This window comes from Pseudomonas sp. MWU12-2319 (genome assembly GCF_023242525.1).
GTDB classification, from domain to species: Bacteria; Pseudomonadota; Gammaproteobacteria; order Pseudomonadales; family Pseudomonadaceae; genus Aquipseudomonas; species Aquipseudomonas gingeri_D.
This window is the reverse complement of record NZ_JALJES010000017.1, coordinates 163,069-176,287: the sequence shown is the minus strand read 5'-3', so window position 1 is coordinate 176,287 and position 13,219 is coordinate 163,069. Positions and strand designations below refer to the sequence as shown.

The following is a 13,219-nucleotide window of genomic DNA, read 5'->3' as shown; positions in this document are numbered from 1 at the left end:
TGACACCATGCCACGCGGCGTGTTGGGCATGAACGCGGCGATGATGGAGGACTACCTCAAGTTCATCGCCAACCGTCGTCTGAGCCAGATCGGCTTGAAGGAAGAGTACCCGGGGACCACCAACCCGTTCCCCTGGATGAGCGAGATCATGGACTTGAAGAAAGAGAAGAACTTCTTCGAGACCCGCGTGATCGAGTATCAGACTGGCGGGGCGTTGAGCTGGGATTGATGCGGCTGTTCACCTTGAGTGAGTAGCTGAAACACCGAAAAGCCCTGAACCTGTTCAGGGCTTTTTCGTTTGCGTCTGATCACTGCGTTATGAAGCCAGGTGCTTCGCTTCCAGCCCTCGCGTTTCGATTACATCGAACACGTCACTGGCATCCTGTAGCAACAACCGTGAGATCGAGGCGATATTGCCCAGGTCTCGTGGATCGCTATCGCTTAGCCGGCTGCAGGTGAACAGGATCATCAGTTTGTTGACCGCCCGCATGCGCTCGCTGACGCAGGCATGCAGATCAACCAGCGGGGCATTGCGGTCGATGTAGAGAACAGGGAACTCAGTGGATACGCTGTCCATCGGGATAAAGCGCCTGGGGGTATGCTCGGTATTCATCGTTAAACTCCGTGTTACTAGAGAATGACCACCCTTCGCTGCGAAACGAAATGGGCGGCAGCTGTGTGCGGGTTCGCAGACCGATGAACACGAAACTCGGCAGGCTCGAAAGCCTCCCACACACAGCCACCATGAAACGAGCAGCAGCAAATATACAGCCGCCAACGCTTTCATGATGCTTTTCGTGTTGTGTAAAAGGGCTGCGAAACCCTTCTCGCCAGATTACCCAGCGAGCCATTCAGACTCTAAGCCCACCTCTTTATCAGGAACAATTCGCCATAGTGGGCAGGCGTCCGATGAGTTTTCTGACTTGGGAGTAGGACGAGATACCAGCGATAGAATGAGCGAAATTAGCTACCTCAAAAACGATCTGAAACCTACTTTTACCACCTCGAGATTCCTGCCAAAGATATCTGCAAAAAAATCTGCAACCTTCCTCAAAAAAATGATGCTATAAGTTCTTACAGCCCTTTAAATACAAGCCATTCAGTCTTCAAAAAATCTGCAAAAAAATCTGCAAAAGGAGCCACAATGTCGTCCACATTGATGACAGGAAACCACTGGCTTGAGCCGCTCATGCCGAGCTTCCCTGCCGAGCTTCTGAAGCTGGCCGAGGACATTCCCTTCCAGGCTGGAAAGCTGACAGGAATGGTCCCACCTGAAATGGCCTCTCGTGTCGGTGGGCTCCTGCGGGTGACCAGCAGCTTTTACAGCAATCTGATTGAAGGCCAGTTTACTGAACCGCTCACATTGGCACCTTCCGCCCCAAAACGCAGCCGCAAAGAGTTGTCAGAACTCGCAATGACTCATATCGGTGCCCAGCAGGCGTTTGAGAGAGCCATGACACTTTATGCTGAGTCGCCCTGGGCTACTTTTTTCGACCCCAAACTCATTGCGCGCGTGCATCGGCGTCTTTTTCATGGAGCGACACCCGAACAATTACGCTTGGTAGACGGCGTCCTGCTGATTCCAGGCCAACTGCGCGACGAAGCACAGAAGAATGTTTTAGTCGGGGATAATGCTGCGCCCGCCAGTACAGCGGTCACCCCCATGCTGGTACGGATGCAACAAGTCTACGGACGCCTTCCCGACGCCCGTAGCCGCCTGCTTGCGACCATGGCCTACCATCATCGGCTAGCCTGGGTTCACCCCTTCGTGGACGGAAACGGACGCAGCATAAGACTGATTACTCATCTGCAATTGCATAAGCTCGGCCTGGCATCGCCGCTGTGGTCTCTTTCAAGAGGGCTGGCGCGACAGCAGAACGCTTATTACGCCTTTCTCGCCAACGCCGACAAACCTCGACGTGGAGACCTCGATGGCCGAGGACAACTCACTCAAGCCGGGTTATTCGAGTTCGTCGGTTTCATGCTGGAGACCTGCCTGGATCAGATGCGCTACACGGAACAGGCGTTGAACGTTGCCCAAATGAGAGCGCGCCTGGAAACCATATTCAAATGGGAGCCGCGTATTCTCAAGGCAGGGCTGAAGCTGGAGTCGGCTCGTGCACTGCATATCCTTTTGACGCAGGGAACGATCAGTCGTGCTGACTTCAAGGTGTTCACCGGCCTCAATGAGCGGACCGCTATCGAACAGCTCAAGATACTCGTAAACCTGGGAATTGTGGAAAGCCTGAGCCCCAAAGCCCGTGACCTGTATCCCGGTTTACCCATCTGGTTTGCGCAGCTTCTATTCCCTGATTTGCATCAGCGAATGATCGGTGCGTGAGCGGTCGATACCTCACAACCCATCAATCATGGCTTGTGAGGTTCTGCCAAAATTCTGATCGTGTCCCAGGAAGTGGTGTAACTCATCATGGCTCTGGCCACTGAGTTTGCCGTTTAGTTGATCACGGCCGACAGCTTGGCCTGCGGATTATCGCTGACCGCCTCGAAAGCCTCCAACTGCATATAGCGCCGTTGCAGGCACCACTCGTCGTTCTGCTCCAGCAACATCGCCCCGACCAGCCGGGTGATCGCCGGGTCGTTTGGGAAGATCCCTACGACTTCGGTTCGGCGCTTGATCTCGGCGTTGAGCCGTTCCAGCGGGTTGGTGCTGTGCAACTGTTGCCGGTGCGCCTTAGGGAACGCCATGTGGGCCAGCACTTCATCCTCGCAGCCATCCATGAGCGCACTGATCTTGGGGTACTTTTCCCGTAACTGATCCGCGACCAGGCGCCATTGCTGATGGCATTCGGCTCGGCTGTCCTGGGCGAAGACGGTGCGCAGCAAGGCCGCCACCATGGTGCGCTGGCCCTTGCCGACATGGGCCATGGCGTTGCGCATGAAGTGTACCCGGCAGCGCTGCCAGGTCGCGTGGAAGACTTTGGAAACGGCAGCCTTGAGCCCTTCGTGTGCATCAGAGATCACCAGCTTTACACCGCGCAAGCCACGTCGCATCAGGCTTCGCAGGAAGTCCGTCCAGAACGGCTCTGCTTCCGAGGGACCGACGCGCATGCCCAGGATTTCCCGGCCACCATTGGTGTTCACCGCCACGGCGATTATGACGGCGACCGACACAATACGCCCGGCCTCCCGTACTTTGACGTAGGTGGCATCAATCCAGAGATAGGGCCAGTCACCTTCAAGCGGGCGATCCAGGAACGCGTTGACACGCTCGTCAATCTCGCCGGCCAGTCGCGAGACCTGGCTCTTGGAGATGCCGGTCATGCCCATGGCCTTGACCAACTCGTCTACGGAGCGAGTTGAAACACCCTGGATATAGGCTTCCTGAATCACTGCGGCCATGGCTTTCTCGGCGGTGCGCCGAGGTTCAAGGAAGCCAGGGAAATAGCTGCCTTGGCGCAGCTTGGGGATCTTCAGGTCAACGTCTCCGGCGCGGGTTTGCCACAGGCGATCCCGGTAGCCGTTGCGGCTGTTCACCCGGTCTGGGCTTTTGACGTCGAAGCCGGCGCCGCAGAGGCCTTCGACATCGAGTTCCATCATGCGCTGGGCAACGAACTGAATCATTTGCTTGAGCAGATCGGCGTCTGCCCCTTTCTCAACTAGCTCGGTCAATGCGATAGTGGACTTGGTCATCGTGGTTTTCCTGGTGTTCGTTAGGTCTTGGCAAACTCAACGTTAGCCAAAAACCACGATGACCAACCTCTTTCGCCCGCAGGGCGCCTTCGGTTGGTTCAGTTACACCACTTCCTGGGACACGATCAAAATTCTCGGCCAAGCGTACGTTGCCCTTAACGTATAAGCGAATATTAGGGGATATACATCCGACATATCCCGAGGTGTACCGTGGAACAAGGCTCGATTTTCCAGAGTAACCGTAGCCAAGCGGTGAGATTACCCAAAGCCGTAGCGCTGCCTGATGACGTGAAGCGCGTCGATGTCATTGCAATCGGCAGAACAAGGATTATCACCCCTGCTGGCGAATCATGGGATAGCTGGTTTGAGGGTGAGGGAGTGACTGCCGACTTCATGACCGAGCGTGAGCAACCCGCAGATCAGGTGCGGGATTCCTTTTTAGGTTGATGCTAGGAAGGAGATGATAAGTGGCGAGCGCCTCCATGCTCTTGCAACTCCTGCTCGATAAACGCCGCAATCATGGCCCGGTAGACCTGTTCGACCACATCGGGATTGGCGGCGTACTCCTCGGATAATGCCCGCACCTTGGCGATGACCTGCTCCACGCGCTGTGGAGCCCTGACGGCATCGCTGTCTTTCTTGAAGCGCGCAGCCTCAGTGACATAGGTACCCCGCTCCGCCAGCAGCGTTACGATCTGCCGATCCAGACGGTCGATGTTTTCGCGGACTTCTTCGAGTGATGTACAACGGACGGCCATATCGTTCTATCTCCTGTTGAGACCGGCCACTCTGGCTGATACATCTCTCCCTTTGCAACCCATCAGGCATACAACTCGCGCAACGCCGCCGTCGCCAGAAACCCCGAGCGCGAGGCGTAGCGATGATCCTTCTGCACACGTTCGTCGATCCGCTCAAGCAGATGCTCGGGCAACGAGGCGTTGAATCTAACCGACTTGCCCAGGTAAGGCGTCACATCAAAGTCGACGATGGCCCAGAGACCGCCGGCATAGTCCGGGTTATCCAGATAGACATCGGCCTCCCGCGCATGGGGTAACGGCTCACCGTCAGCCAGCAAACCCTCGAAATGCAAGGCCAAGGCCTCATGCACATTCTCCAGCGCTTCGGAAAAAGTGCTTCCGGCAGAAAAACAACCTGGCACATCCGGCACGGTCACGCCGTAGTCTGATTCCGCCTCTTTATGTAGTACCACTGGAAATTTCATTGGATACCTCGCCCATATGGAAACACGTCATTACGGTTGCCATCGCTATACGCTGTGCCCTTGAGGCCAGCCGACTTCAATATGTTGTGGAGTGTTCCCTTCGGAATTTCCGTTTTGGGATGGTGAACAGTGACGCGGCCTGTCTTGCTCGGGTGCCGAAATTGGTGGTGACTTCCTTTCACCGCCACCTCATACCAACCATCGGCTTCGATCAGTTCAATGACCTCTCTGCTTCGCATGCTCACTCCTTGAGCTCTGTTGTGTAAGGTACACACGCGCTTGAATCACATCAAGCCAAAAATACACACCCTACACAACATTGTTTTTACCAAGCAAAGAAAGGCCGTGACAAAGCATGTCGTACGGTCAATGCCGACGCATGAGCTGATCCAATCCCTACGAACACAACAGCTCGATACCGATAATCGGAATGCTGAAAAAACGTTTGATCAGGTCGAAAAACAACTGTACAAAAACACAGTATTTTCAAATCAGCCGATCAAGCCCGGAGAGTGCCATGTCCAGCCAAGCCGCCAGTCATGTGATGAGGACCACCGTTGAACGCATCGTTTTGCATCAATTCACGCCCCGACACTGCCTGCAGGCGCGGGTCATGCTGGGCTGGAGCCATGAGCAACTGAGCCGGGAGTCCGGCGTCTCGGTCGCCGCCATCCAGCGCTTCGAAGCCGGCGAACCACTCAGGGATGTTACCCGACTGGCCCTGGCCTTTCGCTTCGAAGCCGAAGGCCTGGTGTTCTTCCCCGGGTTTGCCCCCGGTCGCGGGATGAATATCCGCGGAACCACACCGGACCCGATCGAGCGCAAGGATTACGAACTGATCGAGTAATCAGCTACACCGATGCAGCCGGCCGCTCCAGCGCGCGCATCACCTGTTCGACCAACGCCTCCACCGGATGCTCGGTGGTGTCCAGCCGCAACACCGGGCATGGCAGGTTCCTGATCCAGGTTTCATGTCGTTTGAGACTGCGGGTGCCATGGTCGCCGGTGTCATAGCCGGCCGCCCACTCCAGGAAGGTACGGGTCGCGACAAACCGCTCTCCCCCTTCGTGGATCTGCGCGCCATAGCGCTGGAACTCGCGAACGCGTAAGCGCTGCAAGCGGACCTCCGGGTCGAGGCGCATGAAAATCGCCAGGGTGAACGCCGGAATCAAGGGGTCGCCCCAGCCACAGAGCGAACCGGAGAGCACCCAGTTGTCCTGCCGGGCCAGTTGCTCACGCAGCAACTGCACCCGCTGGTCACGGGGACGCTTGCAACTGAAAGGCTTGTCGGCGGGCTGCCAGTAAAAGTTGTCCGAGTCAAAATGGGCAATTCCCAAGCGCTCGGCCAGCGCCATACCCAAGGTCGTAGTGCCGGAGCCCGACGCGCCGAAAAGATGAATTCGATGGGCCATGGTTGTTCCTGACGCTCTGCTTCCAGTCTCGAACTAATGGTAGACCCGTACTCGCCTGGGGGCTGAACGGAAAACCCCGCTCGCCAAGCGAGTGATTCCTTACAACGGCTACATCTGCAATTGCAGCGAGCGCCGGATCATCTGCGGCGGCTGACCATAGGCCCGCAGAAAAGCCCGACGCATGCGCTCCGGATCGGCAAAGCCGGTGTCGCGGGCGACGACATCGATGGAGTGCCAGCCCGATTCCATCATCAACCGTGCCGCTTCCAGGCGCAGGTGCTCAATCGCCTTGGCCGGCGACTGCCCGGTCTCGGCACGAAACAGCCGGCTGAACTGACGCGGACTGAGGTGAGCCACTTGCGCCAGTTGCTCAACGGATAAATCTTCCCGCAAGTTCTCCTGGGCAAACGCCAGGGCGCTTTGAATACGATCAGATTTCGGATCAAGGTCCAGCAATGCGGAAAACTGCGACTGGCCACCCGTCCGGCGGTGATAGACCACCAACGTGCGCGCAAGATTGCGAGTCACTTCCACCCCCAGGTCCTGCTCTACCAGGGCCAATGCCAGGTCAATACAGGCGGTCATGCCGGCCGAAGTCCAGATCGGACCATCCACGGTGAAGATCCTGTCCTCCTCCAGTCGAACAGCGGGATGCCATTGCTTGAAAATCCGCGCGTGGTACCAGTGGGTGGTCGCTCGTCGCCCCTCGAGCAGACCGGCCGCCGCCAGGTGAAACGAGCCGGTGCAAGCCGAGGTGATACGCCGGGCAAACGCCGGTGCACCGCGCAGGTAGTCAATCAGGCCTGTCGTCCCTGGCACCAGGTCGTTATCACCCACCACCACCAGCGTGTCGTAATCCTGCACACCGAAGGGCTGGGTCTCGACGCTGAAGCCGATGGAGCTTTTGACCGTACCACCGTGCTCGGAGAGCAGGTCCACCTGATAGACCTCGCGCTCGACTTCCAGATTGGCGTGCTCGAAAACCGTACCGCTCGCCAACGTCAGCGCCTGGAAACCAGGAAACAGGATAATGCCGACACGGATCATGGGCAGGACTCGATAATGTCTTAAAAGGTGGGAGATATGACATTGCTGCCAATAAATTACCACCATAATCTTAACGCCAGCAACGCCGACATCTCGTCGGCCACTCTGGAGCCTTGCAATGACTCAATCATCTTCGAAGGGTTTTGCCCTGATCACTGGCGCTTCCTCCGGTATCGGTGCGGTCTACGCCGACCGTCTGGCGCACCAGGGGTACGACCTGATTCTGGTGGCCCGCAATCGCGAACGCCTGGAGCAACTGGCCGCACGGTTGGGCAACGCGACCCGACGGACCGTCGAAGTGGTTCAGGCCGATTTGAATGACTCAGGCGATCTGGCGCGAATCGCGCAAATCCTCGAACAGGACCAGCGGATCAACCTGCTGGTAAACAACGCCGGTGTCGGGGCATCCGCCTCGCTGCTGGAGTCCGAACAGGCGAAAATGGATGCGATGATTCACTTGAACGTCGTCGCCCTGACCCGTCTGGCCAAAGCGGCGGCGACCAATTTCGTGGCCCGTGCTGAAGGGACGATCATCAATATCACCTCCATCGTCGCCATCGCCCCCGAGCTGCTCAACGGTGTGTATGGCGGAACCAAGGCTTTTGTACTGGCCTTCACTCAGTCCCTGCATCACGAACTGAGCGAAAAAGGCGTCAAGGTCCAGGCCGTATTACCCGGGGCGATCAGCACCGAGTTCTGGGATATCGCCGGGTTGCCGATACAGCATCTGCCCGGTGAGATCGTGATGAACAGCGAAGATCTGGTGGATGCCGCGCTCGCCGGGCTGGCTCTTGGCGAGCTGGTTACTATCCCGTCGCTGCCGGATATTGCCGATTGGCAAGCCTTCGAACAGGCACGCCAAGCCCTGAAGCCCAACCTGTCGCATCAGGTACCGGCGGCTCGCTATACAGTAAAAGGCTGACCTTGCAACCTGCCACCAGACTCGGTGGCAGGCTCACCGCTACCCGGGCTTATTCAAAGTCCGGGTCCTGTCGCGCATTCGAAGCCTGCTCGTAGCCGTAGGCGATCGCCAGCAGCTCATCCTCGCTCCAGCGCGCACCGTAGAAATATACCGAGGTGGGCATGCCATCGGCATCCATGCCCGAAGGCACGGTAATCCCCGGATACCCGGCAAAGGTTGCGCTGCCCAGTTCAAGCACCGCAAACGGATGAGGATCCCCCAGTGCCGCATCCAGTCCGTTATCCGCCAGCAGCTTATCGACGTTGCCGCGCGCCTCATCGCCCAGTCCGTCCGACAGCTTCAGGTATTCGGCTTCGTCAAATACCAGCGCATTGGCTCGCTTGAGCAGGTCCTGGTTGTAGTTTTCCGCACCGGGATTCTTTTCGTTGTAATCCACCAGTTCCTGAAGGGTAGAGGCCTTCAGACCCGAGCGGCTGGCCAGATAGCCGGGCAGCACCCGCTTGATCGTCATGTCGAACAGGCGGCTCACTCGCGTCCAATCGTTTTCGCTCCAATCGGTCCCCTTCAAGTCGACCGGAACCAGTTGCGCGCCGGCGCCACGCAGGGTGTCCAAGGCCTGGGCAAACTGCGGATGCTCGTTCAAGTCTTCACTACCAGGCTTGAAGCGACTGGGATAGCCGATGACCTTGCCTTGTAGCGCATCGGCTTTCAGCTTTTGCGTGTAGTCCTTCGTTGCGGGGACTTGCGCCGTAGCCGGGTCCTGCGGATCGAGGGCCGCCATGGCATTGAGGAGCAAGGCGGCATCACGCACCGTACGTGTAATCGGCCCGGCACTGTCGAGTTCGCGGGAAGCAGGAATGATTCCCGTGCGGCTCAACAACCCCACGGAAGGTCTCAGGCCGACGACACCATTCTTCGACGCCGGGCAAATCACCGACCCGAAGGTATCGGTCCCCAACGACAGCGGTGCATAACCCGCCGCTATCGCCGCAGCGGAACCCGAACTGGAACCACAGACATCGCCCTTGAGCCCATGGGGGTTCCTGGTCAGTCCGCCTCGCCCGCTCCACCCATCAGGCAGTTGGTCACCGCGAAAATTCGCCCACTCGCTCATATTGGTCTTGCCCAGGATGATCGCACCCTGCTCGCGGAGTTTTTGCACGATGAACGCGTCATCAGCGGCGGCGGTGCCGACCATGGCCAATGACCCGGCCGCGCTCTGCATCTGGTCGGCGGTATGGATATTGTCCTTGAGCAACACCGGGATGCCATGCAGGGGGCCACGCAGATTACCCGCCTGGCGCTCTTCGTCCAACGCCTCGGCAATCGACAAGGCCTCGGGATTGAACTCGATCACCGCCTCGATGGCCGGACCGAACGAGTCCAGATCGGCTGCACGGGAGACCAGATAGCTCACCAGTTCCTGCGAAGTGAAGCGCCCTTCGGCCAGCGCCAGTGCCACCTCGGCGGCACTGGCATAGACCATCTGCGCCAACGCCTGGTTTTTAACCGAGGCTGGCGCCGGAAATACAGCTTGGTCGGGAGTATTCGCCTGACTGACAAGCGGTGTCAGACAAAGGGCGTGCAGCAACGCCAAACGGGTGAGCATCACGGCGCGCTTTTTGAGCATTCGATACATGAATCGTGTCCTGAGGAAACCAAACGCCAGTGATCCATTTCACTGGCGGCGGTCATCCTAATGGGCGCTTCCGTCAGAAGCGCCGGACACAATCGGTTGCAGGCTGAGTGAAAATTCAATGCAACCCGTGAGACACCCTAGCGCGCGGTGATCGGCGTCTGCGCCTCTTCCGGGTGCTCCACTTCCAGCCACCAGGCGTACCCGCGATGGGGTTGCAGCAGGTTGAAGGCTTCGCCCATCCGCGGCGTGGTGATGGACACATTGCGTTCCCAGGCCAGGGCCAGGATCCGGTCGAAGGGTTCGTGCCAGACATGGAAGGACAGGTCGAACGTGCCGTTGTGGATCGGCAGCAACCAACGGCCCTTGAGGTCCAGGTGCGCCTGCAGGCTTTGCTCCGGTTGCATGTGCACATGGGGCCAATCGACGTTGTAGGCCCCGGTTTCCATCAAGGTCAGGTCGAAGGGGCCGTAATGTTCACCGATGTGCTTGAAGCCTTCGAAATAACCGCTGTCGCCACTGAAGAAAATCCGCTGCTCGCCCACCATCATCACCCAGGACGCCCACAGCGTCTGGTTGTTGTCGAACATCGTGCGGCCGGAAAAGTGCTGTGCCGGGGTGGCGGCGAAACGAATGTCGCCGACCTGGGTTTCTTCCCACCAGTCCAGTTGCCGGACCTTGTCAGCGGGGATGCCCCACTTGATCAACAGATCGCCCACGCCCATGGGCGCGAGGAAATAGCGGGTCTTGGCAGCGAGTTGCAGGACGGTCTTATAGTCCAGATGATCGTAATGATTGTGGGAAAGAATCACGCCCTCGATAGGCGGCAACTCTTCAAGGCTGATGGGCGGTTGATGAAAGCGCTTGGGACCGGCCCATTGCACTGGCGACGCACGTTCGGCGAACACCGGATCGGTCAACCAGAACAGGCCCTGCAGCTTGAGCAACAAGGTCGAATGGCCAAGACGAAAGACACTGAAGTCTTCCGCCGCCAACAACTGCTCACGGGTCAGCCCCAGGACCGGAACGCTGCCGGACGGACGGGTAGTGCGGGGTTTGTGAAAGAGCATCTTCCAGAAAATACCGAGCATCTTGCCGAACCCGCCCTGGGGGGTGGGAGCATGGTTGCGGTACTGCCCCTGCTCCTGCAAGGACGAGGGTTTGGCGCGGGTAAGCGAACGAGTGGTCATTACGGGGTGACTCCCGGAAACCGCCAAGGGTTCCCACGTTCTTCTGCTGAATGATCAAGGGCCGCTGCACGCAAGCCTTGAACCGATGAAATACTGGAGTAGAGCAACTACACTACACAGTGTAGTTTCAAGCTTGCAACAACGCTGCCGATAAGTAAACTACCGAGTGTAATTTTTCTTTTCCTGCCGAAGCCGCCCATGACCGCTCCCCTACGCCTGACCGACCGCAAACGTGAAGCCATCATCCAGGCGGCCATCGAGGCCTTTCGCGCCGACGGTTTCGAGGCCACCAGCATGGACAAGATCGCCGCCAAGGCCGGGGTGTCCAAGCGCACGGTGTACAACCACTTTCCCAGCAAGGAAGAGTTGTTCGCGGAAATCATGCACCACCTGTGGGCCAGCAGTGCGGCACAAGTGGATATGTCCTACCACCCGGATCGCAGCTTGCGTGAGCAGTTACGCGAATTGATGGCCTTGAAACTGCGCCTGCTCAGTGAAAGCAGCTTTCTCGACCTGGCCCGTGTGGCCATCGCCGCCACCATCCATTCGCCCGAGCGCGCCCAGGGCATGGTCGCGCGCCTGGCCGAACGGGAAGAAGCCTTCAACCAGTGGATTCGTGATGCCCAGGCCGACGGCACCTTCAAAGCCGTGGACCCGGCCTTCGCCGCGGCGCAGTTGCACGGCCTGCTCAAAACCTTCGCCTTCTGGCCACAGATCAGCCTCGGCCAACCCCCCCTGGACCCCTCGACCCAGAGCCGCGTCATAGAATCGTCGCTGGATCTGTTTCTCGCCGGCTACGAAATCGTCAAATAGCCGGCACAGACCGCTAAAACCGCCTCAAGACCTTCTAAATGGCTTGGAAGGACACTGATTATTCTTTACGGAATGCTCGACAATATTCATCCTTCTTATCCGATGAACGGCCGTTCCGTGCAGAACACCGCCCAGGTGTTCAGATGAATAAAGTGGCGCAAAAAAACCTATGCAAATCCAACGAGGCAAAGGGCTATCGTTTGCCAAGCGCATTTACCTGCCCCGTACGGTAGGCGTTGGTATCGGTTGCTTCAGCATAATCGCCGCACTTTACCCGTTGGCCATGCCAACGTGGATCTGGGTACTGCTGACCATCAACGCAGTGGCCTGGCCGCACCTGGCCTATCAGATCGCCAAACGCTCGCCCTTTCCCTATCGGGCTGAACGCCGCAATATCCTCATCGATTCGCTGATGGGCGGATTCTGGGCCGCGACCATCCAGTTCACGCCACTGACCACGGTCAACATGCTGGCCTTGATGGCCATGCACAACGTCGCCGCCGGCGGACCCCGGCTGATGGCCCAGGGGCTGGTCGCCCAGGCCATCGGCATCCTGGTGTCCTGGCTGATCTTCGCCCCGGCCTTCAACCCGCTGACCACGCCGATACAGATCTACAGCGTGCTGCCGGTACTGATCCTCTATCCCCTGGTGATCGGCATAGGTTGCTATCAACTGGCGATCAACCTGGCCGAACACAAACGCACCCTCAGTGCCCTGAGCCGTACCGACAGCCTGACCGGGCTGCTCAATCACGGCTCCTGGAAAGACCTCCTTCACCTCAAGTTCCACAAATGCCGCCACAGCCAGTGCCAGGCAGTGATTGCGTTGATCGACATTGACCATTTCAAGGCCATCAACGACACCTACGGCCACCTGGTCGGCGACAGCGTGCTGCGCCAATTGAGCAAGGACCTGCGCGATAACCTGCGCGAAGATGACCTGGCCGGGCGTTATGGCGGCGACGAGTTCTGCGTGATCCTGCCGGAGATGTCACTGGAGCGGGCCAATGACGTCATGGAGCGCCTGCGTGAGGTGTTCGGCAACTATCGCAATGCCGAGGTCCCGGAATTACGGGTCAGCCTGAGTATCGGCCTGGCCTCCTGCCGCCGGGATTTCAGCGATGCCGGCGCCTGGCTGAACGAAGCCGACAAGGCGCTCTATGTCGCCAAGAACACCGGGCGCAACAAGGTCAACAGCGCCGAAGAGGACAGCGCCGAGGGGTGCGCGTGCAACCTGGTCAACTCGGCTTGAGCCACGCCGCCAGTCTGAAAGACGCCCCATAAAATTGTACAAACACACATTGCTTTGTATAAGAAAATAAATAT

General features: G+C 58.2%; 16 protein-coding genes. 7 read left to right on the top strand and 9 right to left on the bottom strand.

The features are described 5' to 3' along the window. A partial coding sequence (locus tag M5C01_RS25445; RefSeq protein ID WP_332874102.1) for a ribonucleotide-diphosphate reductase subunit beta occupies positions 1-229 on the top strand: 229 nt, incomplete at its 5' end. Between the two features lie 87 nt (positions 230-316). Here M5C01_RS25445 and M5C01_RS25440 read toward each other — a convergent pair. Further along, entirely contained in the window at positions 317-613 is a 297-nt protein-coding gene (locus tag M5C01_RS25440; RefSeq protein WP_152741244.1) for a fructose-bisphosphate aldolase, read from the bottom strand. Positions 614-1,144: 531 nt separating this feature from the next. Between M5C01_RS25440 and M5C01_RS25435 the strand changes: the two genes are divergently transcribed. After that, positions 1,145-2,341 (top strand): Fic family protein, encoded by a 1,197-nt coding sequence (locus tag M5C01_RS25435; protein WP_248764408.1) that lies wholly within the window; start codon positions 1,145-1,147, stop codon positions 2,339-2,341. Between the two features lie 113 nt (positions 2,342-2,454). On the opposite strand, the gene M5C01_RS25430 is transcribed toward M5C01_RS25435, so the two are convergent. After that, positions 2,455-3,651 (bottom strand): IS256 family transposase, encoded by a 1,197-nt coding sequence (locus M5C01_RS25430; RefSeq protein WP_152741245.1) that lies wholly within the window; start codon positions 3,649-3,651, stop codon positions 2,455-2,457. 210 nt (positions 3,652-3,861) lie between these two features. Here M5C01_RS25430 and vapB point away from each other — a divergent pair, with 210 nt between their 5' ends. Next, the gene (gene vapB, locus M5C01_RS25425; protein WP_177102621.1) at positions 3,862-4,098 is read left to right on the top strand and encodes a type II toxin-antitoxin system VapB family antitoxin; all 237 of its coding nucleotides are present in this window, start codon (positions 3,862-3,864) and stop codon (positions 4,096-4,098) included. A gap of 2 nt (positions 4,099-4,100) precedes the next feature. Here vapB and M5C01_RS25420 read toward each other — a convergent pair whose 3' ends face one another. The 3 genes from M5C01_RS25420 to M5C01_RS25410 all read right to left on the bottom strand — a co-directional run bounded on the left by M5C01_RS25420 (position 4,101) and on the right by M5C01_RS25410 (position 5,112). Next, on the bottom strand, positions 4,101-4,409 hold the full coding sequence (locus M5C01_RS25420) for a chorismate mutase (protein WP_152741246.1): 309 nt from the start codon (positions 4,407-4,409) through the stop codon (positions 4,101-4,103). Positions 4,410-4,471: 62 nt separating this feature from the next. Next, a complete protein-coding gene (locus tag M5C01_RS25415) occupies positions 4,472-4,873 on the bottom strand; it encodes a type II toxin-antitoxin system HicB family antitoxin (protein ID WP_100944165.1) in 402 nt (133 codons plus the stop codon). Further along, positions 4,870-5,112 (bottom strand): type II toxin-antitoxin system HicA family toxin, encoded by a 243-nt coding sequence (locus M5C01_RS25410; RefSeq protein WP_152741247.1) that lies wholly within the window; start codon positions 5,110-5,112, stop codon positions 4,870-4,872. The genes M5C01_RS25415 and M5C01_RS25410 overlap by 4 nt, the downstream gene beginning before the upstream one ends. A gap of 278 nt (positions 5,113-5,390) precedes the next feature. On the opposite strand from M5C01_RS25410, the gene M5C01_RS25405 reads away from it, so the two are divergent. Beyond that, the gene (locus tag M5C01_RS25405; RefSeq protein WP_103498814.1) at positions 5,391-5,720 is read left to right on the top strand and encodes a helix-turn-helix transcriptional regulator; all 330 of its coding nucleotides are present in this window, start codon (positions 5,391-5,393) and stop codon (positions 5,718-5,720) included. 4 nt (positions 5,721-5,724) lie between these two features. On the opposite strand, the gene M5C01_RS25400 is transcribed toward M5C01_RS25405, so the two are convergent. Both M5C01_RS25400 and M5C01_RS25395 read right to left on the bottom strand, forming a co-directional pair. Next, on the bottom strand, positions 5,725-6,285 hold the full coding sequence (locus M5C01_RS25400; protein WP_152741248.1) for an AAA family ATPase: 561 nt from the start codon (positions 6,283-6,285) through the stop codon (positions 5,725-5,727). 108 nt (positions 6,286-6,393) lie between these two features. Next, positions 6,394-7,332 (bottom strand): GlxA family transcriptional regulator, encoded by a 939-nt coding sequence (locus tag M5C01_RS25395; RefSeq protein ID WP_152741249.1) that lies wholly within the window; start codon positions 7,330-7,332, stop codon positions 6,394-6,396. A 118-nt stretch (positions 7,333-7,450) separates the two neighbouring features. Between M5C01_RS25395 and M5C01_RS25390 the strand changes: the two genes are divergently transcribed. Next, a complete protein-coding gene (locus tag M5C01_RS25390) occupies positions 7,451-8,254 on the top strand; it encodes an SDR family oxidoreductase (RefSeq protein WP_152741250.1) in 804 nt (267 codons plus the stop codon). Between the two features lie 49 nt (positions 8,255-8,303). Here the strand turns inward: M5C01_RS25390 and M5C01_RS25385 are convergent, their stop codons facing one another. Both M5C01_RS25385 and M5C01_RS25380 read right to left on the bottom strand, forming a co-directional pair. Then, positions 8,304-9,893, bottom strand: a complete 1,590-nt coding sequence (locus tag M5C01_RS25385) for an amidase family protein (RefSeq protein WP_248764407.1) — start codon at positions 9,891-9,893, stop codon at positions 8,304-8,306. 137 nt (positions 9,894-10,030) lie between these two features. Beyond that, positions 10,031-11,080 (bottom strand): MBL fold metallo-hydrolase, encoded by a 1,050-nt coding sequence (locus M5C01_RS25380; RefSeq protein ID WP_152741251.1) that lies wholly within the window; start codon positions 11,078-11,080, stop codon positions 10,031-10,033. A 198-nt stretch (positions 11,081-11,278) separates the two neighbouring features. On the opposite strand from M5C01_RS25380, the gene M5C01_RS25375 reads away from it, so the two are divergent. Then, positions 11,279-11,893 carry a TetR/AcrR family transcriptional regulator gene (locus M5C01_RS25375; RefSeq protein ID WP_152741252.1) on the top strand — a complete coding sequence of 205 codons (615 nt, stop codon included), beginning with the start codon at positions 11,279-11,281 and terminating at the stop codon, positions 11,891-11,893. Between the two features lie 169 nt (positions 11,894-12,062). Then, positions 12,063-13,145 carry a diguanylate cyclase gene (locus tag M5C01_RS25370; protein WP_152741253.1) on the top strand — a complete coding sequence of 361 codons (1,083 nt, stop codon included), beginning with the start codon at positions 12,063-12,065 and terminating at the stop codon, positions 13,143-13,145. Positions 13,146-13,219: the final 74 nt, after the last annotated feature.